Annotated in this window: 19 protein-coding genes and 1 pseudogene; 9 read left to right on the top strand and 11 right to left on the bottom strand. The window is 28.5% G+C overall.

The genetic code is table 11. The annotated features are described in order from the left end of the window. Positions 1–4: 4 nt before the first annotated feature. The 4 genes from fabF (at position 5) to pyk (ending at position 3,983) form a co-directional block, all read left to right on the top strand. Positions 5–1,255 carry a beta-ketoacyl-ACP synthase II gene (gene fabF / locus PG913_RS11900; protein ID WP_271230899.1) on the top strand — a complete coding sequence of 417 codons (1,251 nt, stop codon included), beginning with the start codon at positions 5–7 and terminating at the stop codon, positions 1,253–1,255. A 6-nt stretch (positions 1,256–1,261) separates the two neighbouring features. Next, entirely contained in the window at positions 1,262–1,999 is a 738-nt protein-coding gene (gene rnc / locus PG913_RS11895) for a ribonuclease III (RefSeq protein ID WP_271230898.1), read from the top strand. 82 nt (positions 2,000–2,081) lie between these two features. Then, positions 2,082–2,552 carry an IPExxxVDY family protein gene (locus PG913_RS11890; protein ID WP_271230897.1) on the top strand — a complete coding sequence of 157 codons (471 nt, stop codon included), beginning with the start codon at positions 2,082–2,084 and terminating at the stop codon, positions 2,550–2,552. 3 nt (positions 2,553–2,555) lie between these two features. Further along, positions 2,556–3,983: a pyruvate kinase gene (pyk, locus tag PG913_RS11885; protein ID WP_271230896.1), complete on the top strand. Its 1,428-nt coding sequence runs from the start codon at positions 2,556–2,558 to the stop codon at positions 3,981–3,983. Positions 3,984–4,043: 60 nt separating this feature from the next. Here pyk and PG913_RS11880 read toward each other — a convergent pair whose 3' ends face one another. After that, positions 4,044–4,394, bottom strand: a complete 351-nt coding sequence (locus tag PG913_RS11880; protein WP_271230895.1) for a hypothetical protein — start codon at positions 4,392–4,394, stop codon at positions 4,044–4,046. 187 nt (positions 4,395–4,581) lie between these two features. On the opposite strand from PG913_RS11880, the gene PG913_RS11875 reads away from it, so the two are divergent. After that, on the top strand, positions 4,582–4,920 hold the full coding sequence (locus PG913_RS11875) for a single-stranded DNA-binding protein (protein WP_271230894.1): 339 nt from the start codon (positions 4,582–4,584) through the stop codon (positions 4,918–4,920). Positions 4,921–5,095: 175 nt separating this feature from the next. After that, on the top strand, positions 5,096–5,950 hold the full coding sequence (locus PG913_RS11870) for a YitT family protein (RefSeq protein ID WP_271230893.1): 855 nt from the start codon (positions 5,096–5,098) through the stop codon (positions 5,948–5,950). Positions 5,951–6,183: 233 nt separating this feature from the next. Here the strand turns inward: PG913_RS11870 and PG913_RS11865 are convergent. Together PG913_RS11865 and metG are read right to left on the bottom strand one after the other, a co-directional pair. Beyond that, positions 6,184–8,306 (bottom strand): annotated as a pseudogene (locus PG913_RS11865) (Tex family protein). A gap of 75 nt (positions 8,307–8,381) precedes the next feature. After that, positions 8,382–10,436, bottom strand: a complete 2,055-nt coding sequence (gene metG, locus PG913_RS11860; RefSeq protein WP_271230892.1) for a methionine--tRNA ligase — start codon at positions 10,434–10,436, stop codon at positions 8,382–8,384. Between the two features lie 192 nt (positions 10,437–10,628). Between metG and PG913_RS11855 the strand changes: the two genes are divergently transcribed. Both PG913_RS11855 and PG913_RS11850 read left to right on the top strand, forming a co-directional pair. Beyond that, entirely contained in the window at positions 10,629–11,543 is a 915-nt protein-coding gene (locus tag PG913_RS11855) for a S66 peptidase family protein (protein ID WP_271230891.1), read from the top strand. Beyond that, positions 11,543–11,902 carry a YraN family protein gene (locus tag PG913_RS11850; protein ID WP_271230890.1) on the top strand — a complete coding sequence of 120 codons (360 nt, stop codon included), beginning with the start codon at positions 11,543–11,545 and terminating at the stop codon, positions 11,900–11,902. The genes PG913_RS11855 and PG913_RS11850 overlap by 1 nt, the downstream gene beginning before the upstream one ends. 57 nt (positions 11,903–11,959) lie before the next feature. Here the strand turns inward: PG913_RS11850 and PG913_RS11845 are convergent, their stop codons facing one another. The 3 genes from PG913_RS11845 to PG913_RS11835 all read right to left on the bottom strand — a co-directional run bounded on the left by PG913_RS11845 (position 11,960) and on the right by PG913_RS11835 (position 13,894). Further along, positions 11,960–12,307, bottom strand: coding sequence for a TlpA family protein disulfide reductase (locus PG913_RS11845; RefSeq protein WP_271232177.1), 348 nt, complete (start codon positions 12,305–12,307; stop codon positions 11,960–11,962). A 46-nt stretch (positions 12,308–12,353) separates the two neighbouring features. Beyond that, positions 12,354–13,364, bottom strand: a complete 1,011-nt coding sequence (locus PG913_RS11840; protein WP_271230889.1) for a DUF4369 domain-containing protein — start codon at positions 13,362–13,364, stop codon at positions 12,354–12,356. A 170-nt stretch (positions 13,365–13,534) separates the two neighbouring features. Then, the gene (locus PG913_RS11835; protein ID WP_271230888.1) at positions 13,535–13,894 is read right to left on the bottom strand and encodes a hypothetical protein; all 360 of its coding nucleotides are present in this window, start codon (positions 13,892–13,894) and stop codon (positions 13,535–13,537) included. 129 nt (positions 13,895–14,023) lie between these two features. Here PG913_RS11835 and PG913_RS11830 point away from each other — a divergent pair, with 129 nt between their 5' ends. Continuing rightward, positions 14,024–14,521, top strand: coding sequence for a CvpA family protein (locus PG913_RS11830; RefSeq protein WP_271230887.1), 498 nt, complete (start codon positions 14,024–14,026; stop codon positions 14,519–14,521). A 64-nt stretch (positions 14,522–14,585) separates the two neighbouring features. Here the strand turns inward: PG913_RS11830 and PG913_RS11825 are convergent, their stop codons facing one another. The 5 genes from PG913_RS11825 to PG913_RS11805 form a co-directional block, all read right to left on the bottom strand. Then, positions 14,586–15,221: a carbonic anhydrase family protein gene (locus PG913_RS11825; RefSeq protein WP_271230886.1), complete on the bottom strand. Its 636-nt coding sequence runs from the start codon at positions 15,219–15,221 to the stop codon at positions 14,586–14,588. A gap of 92 nt (positions 15,222–15,313) precedes the next feature. Next, complete coding sequence (locus PG913_RS11820; RefSeq protein ID WP_271230885.1) at positions 15,314–16,897, bottom strand: SulP family inorganic anion transporter; 1,584 nt, start codon at positions 16,895–16,897, stop codon at positions 15,314–15,316. A gap of 68 nt (positions 16,898–16,965) precedes the next feature. After that, complete coding sequence (locus tag PG913_RS11815) at positions 16,966–17,265, bottom strand: hypothetical protein (protein WP_271230884.1); 300 nt, start codon at positions 17,263–17,265, stop codon at positions 16,966–16,968. 65 nt (positions 17,266–17,330) lie between these two features. Continuing rightward, entirely contained in the window at positions 17,331–18,092 is a 762-nt protein-coding gene (locus PG913_RS11810) for an SH3 domain-containing protein (protein WP_271230883.1), read from the bottom strand. After that, a complete protein-coding gene (locus PG913_RS11805) occupies positions 18,092–19,858 on the bottom strand; it encodes a BatD family protein (protein WP_333780761.1) in 1,767 nt (588 codons plus the stop codon). The genes PG913_RS11810 and PG913_RS11805 overlap by 1 nt, the downstream gene beginning before the upstream one ends. Positions 19,859–19,870 lie beyond the last annotated feature (12 nt).

Here is a 19,870-nt window from a genome sequence, read left to right as displayed (position 1 = left end):
TCATATGCAATTAAAACGAGTTGTAGTAACTGGACTTGGCGCATTAACGCCAATAGGAAATAATAAAGAAGAATATTGGAATAGCTTAGTTAACGGAGTTAGCGGAGCAGCGCCTATAACGAATTTCGATGCTGCCAAGTTCAAAACTCGTTTTGCATGTGAGTTAAAAGATTTTAACGTAACAGATTTCATAAATAGGAAAGATGCACGTAAAATGGATAGGTTTACGCAATATGCAGTAGTTGCTGCTGATGAAGCTATTACAGATTCAAAGCTAGACCTAGACACAATAAATAAATTAAGAGTAGGTGTTATTTGGGGAGCTGGTATTGGAGGTTTAGAAACTTTTCAAAATGAGGCTATGAATTTTGGTGCTGGAGACGGTACACCAAGATTTAATCCATTTTTTATACCTAAAATGATTGCTGATATTGCACCAGGTCATATTTCTATTAAAAATGGATTTATGGGACCTAATTATACAACAGTATCTGCGTGTGCATCATCAGCAAATGCGATGATTGATGCTTTAAACTATATCAGATTAGGATATTGTGATGTAATTGTAACAGGTGGTAGTGAAGCAGCTATTACACAAGCAGGTGTTGGTGGATTTAACGCAATGCACGCACTTTCTACTAATAATGAAAATCATAAATCAGCATCAAAACCTTTTGATAGTGAACGTGATGGATTTGTTTTAGGAGAAGGAGCAGGAGCACTTGTATTAGAAGAATACGAATATGCTAAAGCTCGTGGAGCTAAAATTTATGCAGAAGTTATTGGTGGAGGTATGTCTTCTGACGCTTACCATATGACTGCACCACATCCTGAAGGAATTGGTGTTATTGCTGTAATGAAAAACTGTCTTGAAAATGCTGGCTTAAAACCAGAGGATGTTGACCATATTAATACTCATGGAACTTCGACTCCTTTAGGTGATGTTGCCGAGTTAAAAGCTATTTCTGAAGTTTTTGGAGACCATGCTAAGACTATGAATATAAATTCAACTAAGTCTATGACAGGTCATTTATTAGGCGCTGCAGGAGCTATTGAATCTATTGCTGCTATATTAGCAATGGAATATGGTATTATTCCTCCAACAATTAATCATGAAAACCCAGATGAAAATATTAATCCTGATTTAAACTTAACGTTAAATAAGCCTCAGAAAAGAGACATTAAAATAGCAATGAGTAATACATTTGGTTTTGGTGGGCATAACGCTTGTGTAGCTTTTAGAAAATTAGATTAATCATATATGAATTTTCTTCGTAGAATCGTTAAACCCCAGAATAAAGAGGATGAAAAATTTTACTACGAGTTAAAAGAACTGCTTAATTTTAAACCAATAAAGCTTTCACACTATAAAAAAGCTTTTACACATAGGTCTTTAAAATTAGTTGATAAAAAAGGAAATCCTATTAATTATGAGCGCTTAGAATTTTTAGGCGATGCAATTTTAGGGTCTGTAATGGCGTCTTATTTATATAAAAAAGTTCCAGCAGGAGACGAAGGGTATTTAACACAGATGCGATCTAAGGTAGTGAGTAGATCGCACCTAAATACTTTGGGTAAAGATTTAAATTTATTTCGATTTGTAAAAAGTAATATGCCTGATGAGAATATTAGTAATAATCTTTACGGCAATATTTTTGAAGCTTTAGTCGGTGCTATTTATTTAGATAGAGGTTATAATTATTGTCATCAATTTATTTACGAACAGGTAATATTACCATATGTAGACATTGAACGATTAGAAGGTAAAATATCTAGTTATAAAGGATACGTTATTGAGTGGTGTCAGAAGAATAAAAAGAAGTATAAATTTGAATCATTTGAAGATTCTGGTAATCAAAATACAAAATATTTTAGTGTAACCCTTAATATTGAAGGTAAGGTTGTAGCTAAAGGAAGAGCAACTTCAAAGAAAAAAGCACAAGAAATAGCTGCTAATAGAGCATATTTTGCTATGCAAACCCAAATGGAAAATTCTTAACATTAGGAATAAAACGTTTTCTTAAAATTCACATTATATTTATATACATTTAGTAATTTAGCCATAAACAAATAATTGTTTTATGGTTACTCATGCATTAAATATTAATGAATTATCTATTAATGATTATACTTTAATAGGTATTCATACAATGCTAAATGAATATAAATTAGCCTATTTACTAAATAGAGACTTAAATATAAAGTTTAGTCAGGCTGCTTACAATTTAGATTTTACTGAAAAGAATAATACATCTTTTTATACTGTATATGAATATACTAATACAGAATTAGGTTATGATTGGTTTTTAATAGCTAATGTTTATAAACTTAATAATAAAACAGTAAAAACAAGTCTTTTTGAACAAAATTATTCTGTCAGATATCTTGTACCCGAAAAACAAAAAATAGATTTTTTTTTAAAAATAGAAAGCGGTTTTGATATTGAACATATTGTGAAAACAATTGAAGTAATAAATAATATACCCCAAATTATAACCTCATACGAAGTAGAGGTTGAATCCTTAAAGTCGAAAGATTTTTTAATATTTTAAATTATGCCACACAACAAAAAAACAAAAATTGTAGCAACCTTAGGGCCTGCAATCAATACAAAAGAAATTTTAACTGAAATGGCAACTGCTGGAGTTAATGTTTTTAGAGTTAATTTTTCTCATGCTGATTATGATAACGTAAAAGAGCGTATTCGTGATATTAGAGAAATTAATGAAGAAAAAGGTTATAACCTAGCAATTTTAGCAGATTTACAAGGTCCTAAGTTAAGAGTAGGTGTTATGAACGATGATGTAGAGGTAAAAGAAGGTAATACTTTTACTTTTACTACTGAAGAATGTAAAGGAACAAATGAAAAAGCCTTTATGACTTATCAACGTTTTCCTCAGGATGTAAAAGTAGGAGAGCAAATATTAGTTGATGATGGTAAATTATTATTTGAAGTTATTTCTACAGATAAAAATACAGAAGTAGTTACCAAAGTAATTGTTGGTGGTGCTTTAAAATCAAAAAAAGGGGTTAATTTACCAAATACAAACATTTCTTTACCTGCATTAACTGAAAAAGATAAGCGTGATGTAACTTTTGCTTTAGAACAAGAAGTTGATTGGGTTGCATTATCTTTTGTAAGAACTCCTGAAGATTTACGTATTTTACGTGATTTAATTAAGCAGAAATCAAGATATAGAGTTCCTGTAATTGCTAAAATTGAAAAACCTGAAGCTGTTGAAAATATTGATGCTTTAATTCCATATTGCGATGGATTAATGGTTGCTCGTGGAGATTTAGGTGTAGAAGTACCTATGCAAGACGTTCCTTTAATTCAAAAAATGTTAGTTAGAAGAGCTAAGCAAGCAAGAATTCCTGTAATTATTGCTACGCAAATGATGGAAACAATGATTGAAAACGCTGTTCCAACAAGAGCTGAGGTAAACGATGTAGCAAATTCAATTATGGATGGGGCAGATGCAGTAATGCTTTCTGGTGAAACATCAGTAGGTAAACATCCTTTAAAAGTTATCAAAAAGATGACTGAAATTATTGAAAGTGTTGAGTATTCTAGCTTAATAAAAGTTCCACAAGAAGCTCCGCATATTCGTACTAATAGATTTATAACAAAATCAGTATGCCATCACGCTGCTTTAATGGCTGATGATATGAAAGCTTCTGCTATTACAACTTTAACAAATAGTGGTTATACGGCTTTTCAAGTTTCTGCATGGCGACCAAAATCACATGTATTAGCTTTTTCATCTGAAAAAAGAATACTTGGTAAATTAAATCTTTTATGGGGAGTTAGAGCCTTTTATTATGATAGAGATTTAAGTACTGACGATACGCTTGAAGATATTAATGAAATAGCAAAAGAAAAAGGTTTTGTAAAAGCAGGTGATTTTATGATTAATCTATCATCAATGCCTGTACAAGCAAAAGGTATGGTGAATACCTTACGTGTATCTCATATAGACTAAAAATTAAAAAATACTATAAAAAAAGCCTTTAATTATTAATAATTAAAGGCTTTTTTTAGTTTAATCTTGTTTTACTAATAAGTAAAGTTCAGTATCTAAAACTAAATACCCTTGGTCATATACATAGTAGTAGGTATTTCCTGTTTTGGTGGTGTATAATGAAGTGATAAATTTAAAATCAAACCCTTTATCAAATAGTTTACGTCTGCTAACTTTTGTTTTTCCTGATATGTTTAAATCGGTAAGTATTTTATGATTTTTACGTAGTCGATTATTTGTATTTCTGATTAAATTTTTACTCTCTTTATTTACTTTATTATTATACGTATTTCGGCAATAATCAGAACAAAATTTTTTATCAATTCTTCCAATTACTTTTTCGTTACATTCTAAACATTTTTTATCACTCATAAGTTTTTTATCAGAATATATTATAATCCACTGATAACAAAAGTATTAAAAATAATTAAACATTTACATTCATTTACAAACGAAAACAAATGATTACTAACCGTTTGTAATTTGTAATGTACTTCATCTTTGCAGTATTAATTAATTTGAGTTATAATTTTTAATTTAAAGATAAATATAAAAGATAATGAATAAGTTAAAAAATAAAGTGCAATTAATAGGAAACTTAGGTAATGACCCTGAAATTATTACTTTAGAAAGTGGTAAAAAATTAGCTAAATTTTCAATAGCAACTAATGAATCTTATAAAAATTCGGCAGGCGAAAAAATAGTTGATACACAGTGGCATAATTTAATAGCTTGGAATAGAACTGCAGAAATTATTGAAAAATATTTCACTAAAGGAAAAGAAGTGATGATTGAAGGAAGATTAACCTCACGCTCTTATGAAAATGCTACAGGTGAAAAAAGATATGTAACCGAAGTTATAGTAAGTGATTTTTTAATGTTAGGTAATAAGTCTTAATTTTTGATATATTAAAAATAAATAATTCGTAAAATAACAAGTTTTTTTAAATTGATATGCTATGTAAACTTATAGTTAAATATAACCTTAATTTGATTTTTTCAGATTAAAAACATCATAAATACATTCTGTTTTTTTATATTAAGAGTACTTTTGTCACTTAAAATGGAATAAAATGAACGGGAAGAAACTTAAAAATGAGTTAAAAAATTATCTTTTTATACTTAGTGGTAGTTTAATTTTAGCAATTGGAGTAGTTGGTTTTTTAGCACCAAATAAAATTGCAACGGGAGGTACTTCGGGTTTATCAATTATTTTAAATTATATATCTAACATTCCGATAGGAATATTATTACTATTATTAAATGCTCCATTAATTTTAGTAGGGATAAAGTATATTGGAAAACGTTTTGCTTTTAGAACCATGATTTCTATTGCTTCATTAGCTACATATGTTGATTTATTTAGAGAAGTTATACAATTTCCTGCTTTAAGTACTAACACATTATTATCAACAATTTACGGAGGTGCATGTGTAGGTTTAGGTATTGGACTTATATTTAAAGGTGATGCTTCTGCAGGTGGAGGTGCCATTATTGCTCGTATTTTAAAAGATAAATACGATTTTAAACCAGGTACTGTAATTTTAACTTTAGATATATGTATCGTTCTTTTATCGGCACTTGTTTTTAAAGATTTAGAACTTGCTTTGTGGGCAATGCTAAGTATTTTTGTAGCAAGTAAATTTATAGATTTAGTAGTTACAGGACGTAAACAAAACAAAATTGTACATATTGCTTCGGATGATTTAGATGCGTTAAATATGGTAATTGCTTCTAAAATGGGGATTTCAGGAACTTTAATACAAGGAAATAACTTATCACAATCAAATCAAAGAAATATAATATTTTTATCGATAAACAAAAACAGAATTATGACGCTTAAAAATCTTGTTGAAAAGCACGATCCAAATGCATATATGATTGTTTTAGAAGCTACCGAATTATTAGGTTCTTCAACTATAAATTAAATTATATCGTTTTTTTGATATAAAAAACACCCAAAAATTTAAACGTTTTTGGGTGTTTTTATTTGATAACTTATGATTTTAAAATTATCTAAGAATTTAAAAATATGTACAAATTTCTAGCCCCGATTGTAGCATTTGTTTGAGCTCTTTTTTTGATTTTTCTTCAAAAAAAAGCGAGTGCGGAAAGCGGGAAATTGCTTCTAATAATTATTTATTTTATCTTTTAAAAAATATTAGAAATTCATAGAAAGTTGAATGCGTTTTCTTGTTACATCGACCTCTAAAACCTTTACTTGTACATGCTGATTTAAAGTAACATGTTCATTAATATCTTTCACAAAAGTATTTGAAAGATTAGAAACATGAACTAAACCACTTTCTTTAATTCCGATATCGACAAAACAACCAAAATTTGTAATATTGTTGATAATTCCAGGAAGAATCATTGCTGTTTTTAAATCATCAATTGTTTTAACATGTTCGTTAAAACTAAATTCTTTCGCTTTTTCTCGAGGATCTAAGCCAGGTTTTTCTAATTCTTTTACAATATCCTGAAGGGTTGGTAATCCGTAAGAATCGGTAATATATTGCTGTAATTTCAATTGTTTTAAAACCGAGTTATTTCCTATTAAATCGATGATTTTATTGCCAGAATCTTTAGCCATTTTTTTGACCAAAGCATAACGCTCAGGATGGACAGCCGAATTATCTAAAGGATTATCGCCATTTTTAATACGTAAAAAACCTGCGGATTGTTCAAAAGCTTTTCCACCTAAACGAGGAACTTTTTTTATAGCAGTTCTGTTTTTAAAAGCGCCATTTTCATTTCGATAATTTACAATATTTTCGGCTAGTTTTGTACCAATTCCAGAAACTGCACTTAATAACGAAACACTAGCCGTATTTATATTTACGCCTACTTTATTTACACAATGTTCAACAACGATATCTAATGATTTTTTTAGTTTTCCTTGTTCTACATCACGTTGATATTGTCCTACACCAATCGATTTTGCATCAATTTTAACTAATTCCGCAAGCGGATCAGCCAATCTACGACCAATAGAAATTGCACCACGAACGGTAACATCGTAATCAGGAAATTCATCTCTAGCAATTTTTGAAGCCGAATAAATTGATGCTCCAGCTTCACTAATAACAAAAACCGAAATATTATTTTTAAAAGCTATTTTTTTGATAAACTGTTCCGTTTCTCTTGATGCAGTTCCGTTACCAATTGCAATGGCTTCAATGTTATGTTTTTCAGCTAAAGCACTTATTTTTTGTATCGCTTCGTCAGATTTATGTTGCGGTGCATGTGGATAAATAGTATCATTTTGTAATAAATCGCCTTGTTTATTTAAGCAAACGACTTTACAGCCCGACCTAAAACCTGGGTCAATTGCTAAAATTCGTTTTTCGCCTAACGGAGCACTTAATAAAAGTTGTTGTAAGTTTTTTGTAAATACTGTTATTGCACTTTCATCAGCTTTTTCTTTAGCAATTACCATTGCTTCATTTGTTAAAGCGGTTAATAATAAACGTTTATAAGCATCGGAAATAGCTAATTCAATTTGTTGACTACAATTATTTTGAGAACGAATAATACTATTTTCTATTTTTTGAATTGCTCTTTCGTTATCTATATCAATTTTTATTCTGATAAAACCTTCCTTTTCGGCACGAAGAATAGCTAAAAATCTATGAGAAGGAATTCTACTAAAACTTTCATTCCAATCAAAGTAATCTTTAAATTTTTGCGCGTTTTCTTCTTCTTTTTTTGTTTTTACAACTTTAGTATTGATAACAGAAAAACGTGCTAATTCTTTACGAATATTATTTCGAACATCGGTGCGTTCATTTATCCATTCTGATATAATATGTCGTGCGCCTTCTAAGGCTTTTTCTTCGGATGAAACTTCGTTGTTTTTATATTTTGATGCAGTAAAATTTAAGTCATTTATACGCTGACTTAGTATCATTTTTGCCAAAGGTTCTAATCCGTTTTTACGAGCAGTTTCGGCTTTTGTTTTTCGTTTCTTTTTATAAGGAAGATAAATGTCTTCTAAAGCAGTAATATTTTCTGTTTTATCAATCTTATTTTTTAGTTCATCGGTTAAAGCATCTTGTTCTTCAATGGCTTTTATGATTGTTTTTTTCTTTTTTCAAGGATTTCAAATTGCTCTTTTAATTCGACTATTAAACCGATTTCAACTTCATCTAAATTACCAGTTTTTTCTTTTCTGTAACGAGCAATAAAAGGAATAGTACAATCTTCATTTAATAATTCAATAGTACTTTGAATCGATTTTAAAGAAATTTTACAGCGAGAAATTATATAATTTATGAGTTGCATAGCGTAGTTATTTGAGATAAAAAAACCTCACTTTTTAAAAGTGAGGTTTCAAATATACTAAAATGTTATTTTTATTTAAGATATAAACTCTCCGTTTGTTACCTTTTCAGAAGGTTGTGCAAATGCAAGTTTACCATCAGGCGTATCAATCATTAAAATCATACCTTGACTTTCTATTCCTTTTAATTTACGAGGAGCTAAGTTACAAACTACAGAAACTTGTTGTCCAATAATATCTTCAGGTTTAAAACTTTCAGCAATACCCGAAACAATTGTTCTAGTATCAAGCCCAACATCAACAGTAAGTTTTAATAACTTCTTCGTTTTTGCTACTTTTTCGGCAGCAGTAATAGTTCCTACACGGATATCTATTTTTGTGAAATCATCAAATTCAATGGTTTCTTTTTGAGGCTCAAGAACTCTGTTTTCAGCTTCATTTGCTTTTTTAGTAGCTTCTAATTTTGCTAATTGTTTTTCAATTTCAACATCTTCAATTTTAGAAAACAATAATTCTGCTTCGTTAATTTGATGATTATCTGAAATTAAAACTTCTTTTTCTGATACATCATTCCAAGTTAAAGCGGTATCAATATTTAAAATTGATTTTAATTTTGTTGAAGTAAAAGGTAAAAAAGGTTCTGATAAAATAGCTAATCCAGCAGCAATTTGTAAAGCTACATTCATAATTGTTTTAGTGCGTTCTGCATCAACCTTAATCATTTTCCAAGGCTCTTCATCGGCTAAATATTTATTACCTAAACGTGCTAAATTCATTAATTCTTGAGATGCTTCTCTAAAGCGGTAACGCTCAATTGATTTAGCAATTACATTCGGAAACTCTTTTAAAGTGGCTAAAGTATCTTCATCAACTTCTGATAAATCACCCGCAACAGGTACTTTTCCTTCATAATATTTGTTAGTTAAAACAACTACACGGTTTATAAAGTTTCCGAAGATAGCGACTAACTCATTATTATTTTTTGCTTGAAAATCTTTCCAAGTAAAATCGTTATCTTTACTTTCAGGAGCGTTTGCCGTTAAAGTGTAACGTAAAACATCTTGCTGATTAGGAAAATCTTCTAAATATTCATGCAACCAAACTGCCCAATTTTTAGATGTTGATAATTTATTACCTTCTAAATTTAAAAATTCGTTGGCAGGTACATTTTCAGGTAAAATATAATCTCCATGAGCTTTTAACATTGATGGAAAAATAAGACAGTGAAATACAATATTATCTTTTCCGATAAAGTGTACTAATTTAGTATCGTCTTTTTTCCAATAATCTTCCCAGTTTTTACCCTCACGAGCAGCCCATTCTTTGGTAGATGAAATATAACCAATAGGAGCATCAAACCAAACATATAATACTTTTCCGTCAGCTCCTTCAGCAGGAACAGGAATTCCCCAATCTAAATCACGAGTTACGGCTCTTGGACGTAATCCGTCATCAATCCAAGATTTACATTGCCCTAAAACGTTTGGTTTCCAATCGCTTTTATGACCTTCTAAAATCCATTTACGTAAAAAATCTTCGTGTTTATCTAAAGGTAAAAACCAGTGTTTTGTTTCTTTTAAAGAAGGAACATTTCCTGTAATTGCCGATTTAGGATTGATTAAATCTGTTGCATTATGGCTTGTTCCACATTTTTCACATTGGTCACCATAGCTTTCTTCATTTCCACATTTTGGACAAGTTCCAACCACAAAACGATCAGCTAAATATTGATTAGCTTCAGCATCGTATAATTGTTCTGTAACTTCTTCAATAAATTCTCCATCATTATATAATTTTGTGAAAAATTCAGAAGCTGTTTTATGATGAATTTCAGAAGATGTACGAGAATAATTATCAAAAGAAATACCAAAATCAACAAATGATTTTTTAATAATTCCGTGATATTTATCAATAATATGTTGTGGAGTAACACCTTCTTTTTTTGCACGCATTGGTATTGCTACACCATGCTCATCAGATCCGCAAATAAAAGCAACATCTTTTCCTTTTCCACGTAAAAAACGTGAGTAAATATCTCCAGGAACATATACACCTGCTAAATGTCCAATATGTATAGGACCGTTTGTATAAGGTAATGCCGCTGTAATTGTATATCTTTTTGGTGTAGTCATTTTTCTATGCTAAAATTAAAGCGCAAAAGTACGAAAAAGCAATTTTTTAAACTGTTATAAAATAGGTACATTTACATAGATTATACTTTTTAATTGAACCACATTGATAAATAACACACTATTTTGAAGAGAATTTTAACAATACTATCTTTTTTACTAACCGTATCTATAGCTTTTTCACAAACATCAACTATGAATTTAATAACGCCGCCATCTTTACAAAAAGGCGACACAATCGCAATAATTGCTCCAGCAGGAATTTTAAAAAACAGAAAACATATTATTGATAAAGCCAAAAAATTAGCTGAAAGTTGGGGGTTAAAAGTTGTTTACGGAAAACATATGTTTAATCAATCTCATCATTTTGCAGGAACGGATGAACAGCGTTGTCAAGATTTTCAAGATGCTTTAGATAATTCGAATATAAAAGCTATTTGGTCGGCTCGTGGCGGTTATGGTTCTGTCAGAATATTAGATAAATTAGATTTTTCTAAATTTATTGAAAATCCTAAATGGGTAATTGGTTATTCTGATATCACAGCGTTTCATAATCATATTCATAATTTAGGTGTAGAAACGATTCACGGAATAATGGGAACAAGTTTACAAGATAAACCCGAAGTTATTGCAAAAAGTATTGCATCGCTTAAAAAAACTTTGTTTGGAAAATCTCTTTCTTATAATATTTCTGCATCAAAATACAATCAATTAGGAAGTTTTAAAGGAGGATTAGTTGGTGGTAATATTGCTATTTTAGCATCGATGTTAGGGTCGGATAGTCAAATATCAACAGAAAATAAAGTGTTATTTATTGAAGAAATAGGGGAGTACAAATATTCGATTGATAGAATGTTACAAAGTTTAAAACGTGCAGGATATTTTACAAAAGTAAGTGGTGTTATTGTAGGTGATATGACTAAGGTTAAAAAAAATTCAACACCTTGGGGAAGTTCTATCGAGCAATTAATTTTAGATTTGATTCCTAAAGAGATTCCTGTTATATTTAATTTTCCTGCAGGTCATGAACCTGATAACAGAGCTTTAATTATGGGAAGAATGGTTGAAGTAAATAGCATCGGTAAAATAGTAACTGTAAAATTTAAGTAGTGGCACAACATAACGATCTTGGAGAAAAAGGTGAACAGTTAGCTATCGAATATTTACAAAATAAAGGATATATTATTGTTGAGAAAAATTATCGATTTAAAAAGGCTGAGGTTGACATTATCGCTCAAAAATTAGATACTTTAATTGTTGTTGAGGTTAAAACAAGATCTAGTTCTTATTTTGGTAATCCGCAAAATTTTGTAAATCCGAAGAAAATAAAATTATTGGTTTATGCAATTGATAATTATGTAAATCAAAAAGATTTAGATGTTGAAATTCGATTTGATATTATCGCAATTTTAAAAAGTAAAGAAGGTTTTAATATTCATCATATAGAAGATGCATTTCTATATTTTTAAAACAAAAAATCCTGATAAAATTTATCAGGATTTTTTTATTGTATGAAAAGTATTATTTTACTCTTCTTCTTCAGATTCTTCTTCTTGAAGATTATCAAAATATTTTTTGACATCAGCTAAATCATTAGGTACAGCAATTATTTTTTTATCCTTATCTAAAACAAAATAAGATGGTGTAGCTAATAAATTATATTTCTGTATAGTTTCATTATCCCATTTATATTCAGGATGTGTTCCCATTGCATTATGCCAATACGGTAAGTTTATTACAAATTGGTCCCAATCATTAACTTTGTATTTTTCAACAGCAAAAGAAACCACAGATACTTTAGAATATTTTTGCATTATTGTATGTAATTCTGGAATATCTTTAACACAGTGAGGACAGGCAGTACTCCAAAATATTAATAAATATTTTTCACCATCATCTAAGGTCGATAACTTTAATTTTTCACCTTCTTCTTTCCATTGAAAAATCAGGTGCTATTCTACCAATGGTAGCATTTAATAATTGTAATTTTTCTTTTTTAAATTCAGCATTAATTTCATCTTCTGGTAATTTATCATAGTATTTTTCAAATAACCAATCTACTGTTTCACCATCGCGTTTGTCAGCTAAAGAAGTAATTAAAAACTCTGTTACTGATTTTTTTAATTCAACACCAGAAAGTTTACCCATTACTTTAGTAATTGATTCTTTAAGTAATTTTTGTTGTAGTTTTTTATTTTCAGAATAGTTTAAGTAAAAAACGTAATCAGCAATACGATCTACTAAAAAAGAAGAGTTATATAAAGCATCATTTTTAAAATTTATATATTTAAAAAAATGATTTACAGTAGACGAAAGATATTCATCCATATTATCAATAGGACTTGATGGATTATAACGTTGTGATGCTTCTATAAAATTATTAACCAACATACCGTCTGATTTATTTTCATAAATATTTTGTACATCTTGAAGCTTCTTTACAGCTATTTTATAGGCTTTTTTATTCTCTTTATTTCCATTTTGAATATAATCAATTTGATTCTCATCAATTTTATTTTGTATTAAAGCATAAGCTTGCAAATATTCTATATATAATTTATTTTCTCTAGAAGCTGTAAAAACTACTGATTGATTTGGGTATTTAGGGTTAAATATAAACTCTATATTTTCTTTATTAAAATAGAAATCAACAAACCCAGCTCCTTTATTTCTATAAGTTGCTCTATAGGCACCAGGTTTTGTATCTTCAGGTAAAATAAATTCAAATTTACCTAATACTTGCTTTTCACCAGCAACAACAATTGTATTTAATTTTATAGTAGTATTACTAATAAACTTAGGTTTAGCACCTTGTAATTTATGTAAATAGACCCAGTCACTTTTTTCAGGTGGCGTCATTGTACCTTTAATAGTATATTGAGCGCTAACTATTGAAGTGGCAAATATTAATAGCGACAGTAATTTTTTCATTAGTATATTTTAAAAAGTTGAATTAATATTTAAAACTAGTCATTTACTAACATCTATCCAAGAAGTGTACCACATTTTATTTTATTTTTCTTATTTTATGAAAATAGTGGTTGTCTTTTATTCTTAAAAAGATAATTTAGTATTGGTTAATAAAGTAGTTTTACAATGTTTTATACTTTAAAAAAATCAATTAATTCAAAGTAATTAACAATTGCTTCTTTTATTAAAACAGATTGTTCACCTGCTTTTAAACTTGGTAATTCTGTTAAGGTTTTGTAATGTGGCCAACCATCTTCGTCAAAGAAGTCAAATTCATAATATCCGTAAGGTTCTAAAAGTTTACATATTGCAATATGCATTAAGTTTACTTTTTCATCTTTTTTAAATAGTCTTTGTCCTTGCCCTAATTCTTGTACTCCAATTAAATAAATAACTGCATCGACATTTAACTCATCACCATCTGCAAATTGATCTGATAAATTTTTTATCACAAAATCCCATTTTTCCTTTAAGTTAACTTCTTTGGTCATCTATATTTTTTTGAATATACAAAGATACAACTGAGTTATGTATATTTGATATAGAATTTACACGTATAATAAATTTAAATATGTGTTGATCTTTTAAAATGATATTTTATAATCTTTATTTTTAAACATATGAATACTTTTGATATTATAATAGCAACACTTTTACTTTTTGGTTTTGTACGTGGAATAATGAAAGGATTGTTTGTTGAAGTAGCTTCTTTAGTAGCATTAATTGCTGGAGTTTATGGAGCAATGCATTTTTCTTATTTCATTTCCGATTGGTTAAAAGACAGTGTTACTTGGGATGAAAAATATATTTCATTAACTGCTTTTGCAGCTACATTTGTTGTAATTATAATAGTAATTGCTTTGTTAGGAAAAGTGTTAACTAAAATAGCCGATTTTGCTTCTTTAGGTATTTTAAATAAAATATTAGGTGGTGTTTTTGGAGCTTTAAAAATTGGATTAATATTAAGTGTAGCTTTTATTTTCTTCGGAAAAATGAATGACACGATTCCTTTTGTAAAGCAAGAAAATTTAGAAGAATCTATTTTATACAAACCTGTTAAAAAAATAGCTCCTATAATTTTTCCTTCTATAATTAAGGATGATAAAATAGCGGAATAAAAATAAAGGCATAAAAAAACCGAGATATCTATCTCGGTTTTTTATTTTATATGTTTTTTAAAAATTATAACATAGCTACTTTTCCTGTACTAATATGGTAAACACCACCAACAATTTTAATTTCTCCATTTTGTTCCATTTCATTTAAAATAGGACTTTTTTCTCTAATTCTTTCAATTGTTAATTGAACATTGTTTTCAATTGTTTTATTAACAAAATCGCTATTAGATGAATTATGATCTCCTGAAATTTCTTCTTCAGATTTTTTAACTGCAGGTTGAATATTATCTAACATTGATGTGATATTTCCTAGTTCTACATGATCACAGGCAGCTTTTACAGCTCCACAGCTTTCGTGTCCTAACACAAAAACTAATTTACTTCCTGCAACTTTACAAGAGTATTCCATACTTCCTAAAATGTCAGTATTTTCAAAGTTTCCAGCAACTCTAGCAACAAAAACATCACCAATAGTTTGATCAAAAATTAATTCAACAGGAACTCTAGAATCGATACATGAAAGTACAATTGCTTTTGGGTGTTGTCCATCTGTTGTTTGTGTAATTAATGCTTTATGATCTATTGTATGAACTTCATCTCTAATAAAACGAGAATTTCCTTCAATAAAATCTTGTAACACAATCATTGGTGTTAATTTATCTTGTACATCTTTTGTTATTGCTTTATTTCTATGTGGCATATTTTTAGTTTTTAAAATCGTCTTTTATATTTTTTATTTAACATTTGTTAAAAAGAACAAGTGTTAAAATAATGCTTTTTTTAATATGTTTTTTAAGCTGTTTTTTTAGTTCTTAAATTGAAGAATTCAATATAACTAGGAGGATTTTCTACAACACCTCGTTCTGAAATTAATTGAATATCTATATTTCGTTCTTTTGCTTTAAAGGCAAAATCTTCTAAAATTTCTATAATATCATTATCTAAATATCTAGTTTTTCTAACATCTAATTCTAAATGAGTTTCTCTAGGTAAACTATCTAATTCTTTTAAAATAGCACCTTTATTAAAGAAGGTTACTTCTTCAGCAAGTGTCATTTTAATTCGATGCTTACCATTACTTTTATCTTCAATGTGTAAAAAGTGAGAGTTTTGAAAACTTTTAATTAAAATAACTATAATTCCTACCATTAAACCTAAAGCAATTCCTACTAATAAATCAGCAAAAACAATACCAACAACAGTTACTGTAAAAGGAATCCATTGCTTCCAACCTAATTGAAATATTTCTTTAAACACTTTTGGTTTCGCTAAGTTATAACCTACTACTAATAAGATTGCTGCTAAAACAGATAGTGGAATTTTATTTAATAAAGTTGGAATTAAAATAACAGAAATTAATAATAAAAATCCGTGAATTATTGTAGCTAATTTAGTTTTTCCACCAGATTGAATATTAGCAGAACTTCTTACGATAACTTGTGTAATTGGTAAACCACCAATAAGTCCAGAAATGATATTCCCTGTTCCTTGAGCTAATAATTCTCTATTTGTTGGTGTTACATTTTTATCTGGGTCTATTTTATCAGATGCCTCAACACATAATAATGTTTCTAAACTTGCTACTAAAGCAATAGTAAAAGCAGTAACCCAAACTTGTGGATTTGTAATAGCACTAAAGTTAGGAAAACTAAATTGACCTAAAAAAGAATCTAAACTATCTGGTACAGGAACACTTACTAAGTGTGCTGAATTAATACCATATTTAGAGTTTTGAATGGTAACAAAATAGTATACAATACCTGCTACAACCGCTACTAAAGGACCTTGTATTATTTGAAATATTTTTCCTTTTTTAGATAAAACATTACTCCAAAGTAATAATATTGCTAACCCAATAAAACCAATTATTGTAGCACCTAAATTAATATTATCAACAATATTAAAAATTGCTGTAAAAGAGTTTTCTCCAGATGCTTCTATAAAACTATCAGAACCTTCAGGAGAGGCATCATATCCAAAAAAATGAGGTATTTGTTTTAAAATAATGATAATACCGATACCTGTTAACATTCCTTTAATTACTGATGAAGGAAAATAATACCCAATAATTCCTGCTTTTAAAAAACCAAAAATAACCTGAATAATACCTCCTAAAACTACGGCAACTAAAAAGTTTTCATAGCCACCTAAAGTACCAATAGCAGTTAATACAATTGCAGCTAAACCTGCTGCCGGACCACTAACTCCTATTTTAGAGCCACTTAAAGCTCCTACTACAACTCCTCCAATAATTCCTGCAATTAATCCAGAAAAAAGTGGTGCTCCACTTGCTAAAGCAATACCTAAACATAAAGGAAGTGCGACAAAAAATACGACTACACTTGCTGGTAAATCGTTCTTAATATTTTTAAACATATATACGTGATTTTTACCCTGAGTTTATATACCTAGGGGTTTTTAATAAAAAATAAATAATTTTGATACTACAAAAGAGTTGGTAGTTCGGGTGGTGGAGTACTAATTTTTAAATAAAGAGAAGTGTAGTTTTTAGAGTTAAAAATTACATTTTTTCTTTTTTTAATTTTTTTGAAAAATATATTTACATCAATATTTGAATATATCTTTAATTCTTTTAAACCTTCTTTAGTATTATTTTCTTCTTCTTCTGTTAAATCAAAAAAATATGAAATATCCTGATTATCATCTATTAAAGTAATAATTGTAGGCGCAACAATTAGGCTCATGAATAATATTGAGAAAAAAAGTGCAATTTTTACTTTCAAAGTTTTTTTTTAAATTGAAATGCAAATTTAAGAAAGCTTTATTTAATTATTGTTAAAATTTTCCTTTAAAAATTATTTAACAGCTTAATATTATTATTAATAATCCATCCTGTTTTTCCGTCAGATAGTTTAATTTTATTCCAATTATCAACAGTATCAATAACTTTAACCTTTGTCCCTTCATGTAAAGTAAATAGCTCGTTAGCATCTTTAGTAGGTGCATTTGTTACGTTAACTTCTTCTGAGAATACAATAGCTTCAATCTTGTTTTTTGATTGATTATACTGTGAATAAGTAATACTTAAAGTGATAATTAATAGTAAAAAAGAAATAGTACTAGTTATAAAAAACAATCTTTTTTTGTTCGGAGTGTATGAAAAATAATATAATATAAATAAAACACTAGCTAAAAAAGAAAGCAGAATTACAAATATCGCCCAAGTATTATAAGTGAATTTTTGCAATAAATTTTTATTTATCCTTTGAAGAAAAGTAAGCGGTAACTCTTCAATTCTATCTAAAGTTAAACGTTTTGCGATGATTAAATTATTTTTAGCATCTTCATTTAATGGATTTAATTGAATTGCTTTTTCATAATTATAAATAGAAGGCGCTACTTTATGTAATTTATAATAGGTATTTGCTAAATTATAATACAATTCTGATGAAACATTTTCAGTTGTTTCAAGTTGTTTATATAATTTAATAGCATCTACATATTTTCCTTCTTTATATAGATTATTGGCGTTTACAAACAGTTCATCAGTAGTTTGAGCTAATAAAATATTGGAGATAAAAAACAATATTAGTACAATAAGTTGTTTCATTATAATTGCTTGTCTAATTGTGTAATTACTTGTTTTGCTTTTTCGTACTCTTCTTTCATTTGTACGTTTGTAATTGGCGTATATCTTGCTAAATCACAATTTTGTAATACTTCAATAAAGCTTGTTATTGTTGTATTTTGAACTTCTTTTTCTTCTAGTAAATGAGTTATTTTTTCACTATTGATATCAGTTGTTTCTATGCCAAGTTTTGCTTTTAAATAATTATGCAAAGCTCTTTCTAAGGCTTCATAAAAAGGATCTTTATTTCCTAATTCATTTGCCGCTTCTGATAAATATTTTTTAGCAAGTTTATCTGCTTTTCGTAATTTATTACCAACAATATCTCCATCTCGTTCTTCTTTTTTCTTTTGGATAAAAATACTAACAGGAATGGCTAATATTGGCAACAATAATAAAATATAAAAGAGTATAGACTTGAAAAAATCAAAATGTTTGAAAGATTCAAAGCTTGTTGAAGTTTGAATATATTTAAAATCATCTCCAGTAATTTTTACTTCTTGTTTATTTTCTGTGTTTAATTTTGGAGTAGGTAAGGTTTTTCCTTCTAAAACATCAACATATAAATCATGGGTAGTAATAGTTTTATAGGTTTTTTCCTTCGGATTAAAATAAGAAAAACTTGTTTTCGGAATTTTATATTTTCCTTTATATTCAGGAACTACAGTATAAATATCATTAATAGAACCTCTTAATCCACTTGAAGTAACACTAACATTTTCTTTTCTTTCAGGTTGATAAACCTCAAGCTCTTTAGGAGTTTCTATCTTCGGAAGTTCAAATAATTTTAAATTTCCTTTACCGCTAACACTTACTTTTATTAGAGAAGATTCATTTGCTTTTAAAGTGTTTTTATTTAAAGAAACATTAAAATTAAATTCACCTACTGCACCCGTAAAATTTTCAGGTTTATTTTCAAGAGGTAAAGGTTTAGCGTTTACTACTTTTTTTGCAGAATAAAACTCTTTACGAACTTGTTTTGTAATTACGTTTCCAAAAAAATCAGCACGACCTGTAGGAACAGCCACCACAATATCCATTTTCATAGGATCTATGGTTAATTTTCCATCTTTTGTAGGTACTAATAAAGCTTTATGCATTACTGCATATCGATATCGTTCATTATTATATGTACCTATTTTGACAGGTGTTCCGTTTCTTTTAATTTCTTGATTCCAAAACCCATTATATTGTGGAGCTTTGGTTATTGCATTGTCATAAATACCTATATTTTCACTAAAATACAATCGATATTCAACATAAATATCTTCACCAACATAAGGTTGAGACTTTGAAAGTTCGGCAACTAAATGGATATTTTGTTGTGCGATATAATTAGGGTCATTAGGATCTTTAGGAATTTCAACAGCACCTAAAACAATAACTTTTATTGTGTTTGATTTTACTATTTCTCCATCTATTTCTATGGTTGCAGATGGTATATTATATTCTCCCTTTCGTTTTGGTTGAATAATATATGTATATGATTTTTTAAAGGATACTTTACCATTTATCCAAGATTGACTAACCGATTGACTAGGTCCTCCAACAATTTTAAAATTTTTAAAGTTAGGAGGCGTAAAGTTATCAGCTCCTTGTTGGCTAATGGTAAATTCAATACGTAAACGTTGATTAACACCTAATTTATTTTTACTAACTGTTGTTTTTAATGCTGATTCTTGTGCATTAATAGTAAATGTTATAAAACAGATTAATAAAGATATGTATAGTTTTAATTTCATATTCATTTTTAAAAACGT

Origin of the sequence: Tenacibaculum pacificus, assembly GCF_027941775.1 — a bacterium.
In the GTDB taxonomy this organism is placed as follows: domain Bacteria; phylum Bacteroidota; class Bacteroidia; order Flavobacteriales; family Flavobacteriaceae; genus Polaribacter; species Polaribacter pacificus_A.
Note: the sequence above shows the minus strand (reverse complement) of the source record. Positions and strands in the feature narration are given on the sequence as shown.

Coding starts and splice junctions, on each gene's coding strand:
- PG913_RS11835 (WP_271230888.1), bottom strand. CDS start 13,894: ATGACCAAAGAAGTTAACTTAAAGGAAAAATGGGATTTTGTGATAAAA.
- PG913_RS11840 (WP_271230889.1), bottom strand. CDS start 13,364: ATGAAAAAATTACTGTCGCTATTAATATTTGCCACTTCAATAGTTAGC.
- PG913_RS11820 (WP_271230885.1), bottom strand. CDS start 16,897: ATGTTTAAAAATATTAAGAACGATTTACCAGCAAGTGTAGTCGTATTT.
- PG913_RS11870 (WP_271230893.1), top strand. CDS start 5,096: ATGAACGGGAAGAAACTTAAAAATGAGTTAAAAAATTATCTTTTTATA.
- PG913_RS11890 (WP_271230897.1), top strand. CDS start 2,082: ATGGTTACTCATGCATTAAATATTAATGAATTATCTATTAATGATTAT.
- fabF (WP_271230899.1), top strand. CDS start 5: ATGCAATTAAAACGAGTTGTAGTAACTGGACTTGGCGCATTAACGCCA.
- PG913_RS11810 (WP_271230883.1), bottom strand. CDS start 18,092: ATGAAACAACTTATTGTACTAATATTGTTTTTTATCTCCAATATTTTA.
- PG913_RS11805 (WP_333780761.1), bottom strand. CDS start 19,858: ATGAATATGAAATTAAAACTATACATATCTTTATTAATCTGTTTTATA.
- PG913_RS11875 (WP_271230894.1), top strand. CDS start 4,582: ATGAATAAGTTAAAAAATAAAGTGCAATTAATAGGAAACTTAGGTAAT.
- rnc (WP_271230898.1), top strand. CDS start 1,262: ATGAATTTTCTTCGTAGAATCGTTAAACCCCAGAATAAAGAGGATGAA.
- PG913_RS11855 (WP_271230891.1), top strand. CDS start 10,629: ATGAATTTAATAACGCCGCCATCTTTACAAAAAGGCGACACAATCGCA.
- PG913_RS11825 (WP_271230886.1), bottom strand. CDS start 15,221: ATGCCACATAGAAATAAAGCAATAACAAAAGATGTACAAGATAAATTA.
- metG (WP_271230892.1), bottom strand. CDS start 10,436: ATGACTACACCAAAAAGATATACAATTACAGCGGCATTACCTTATACA.
- PG913_RS11880 (WP_271230895.1), bottom strand. CDS start 4,394: ATGAGTGATAAAAAATGTTTAGAATGTAACGAAAAAGTAATTGGAAGA.
- PG913_RS11830 (WP_271230887.1), top strand. CDS start 14,024: ATGAATACTTTTGATATTATAATAGCAACACTTTTACTTTTTGGTTTT.
- pyk (WP_271230896.1), top strand. CDS start 2,556: ATGCCACACAACAAAAAAACAAAAATTGTAGCAACCTTAGGGCCTGCA.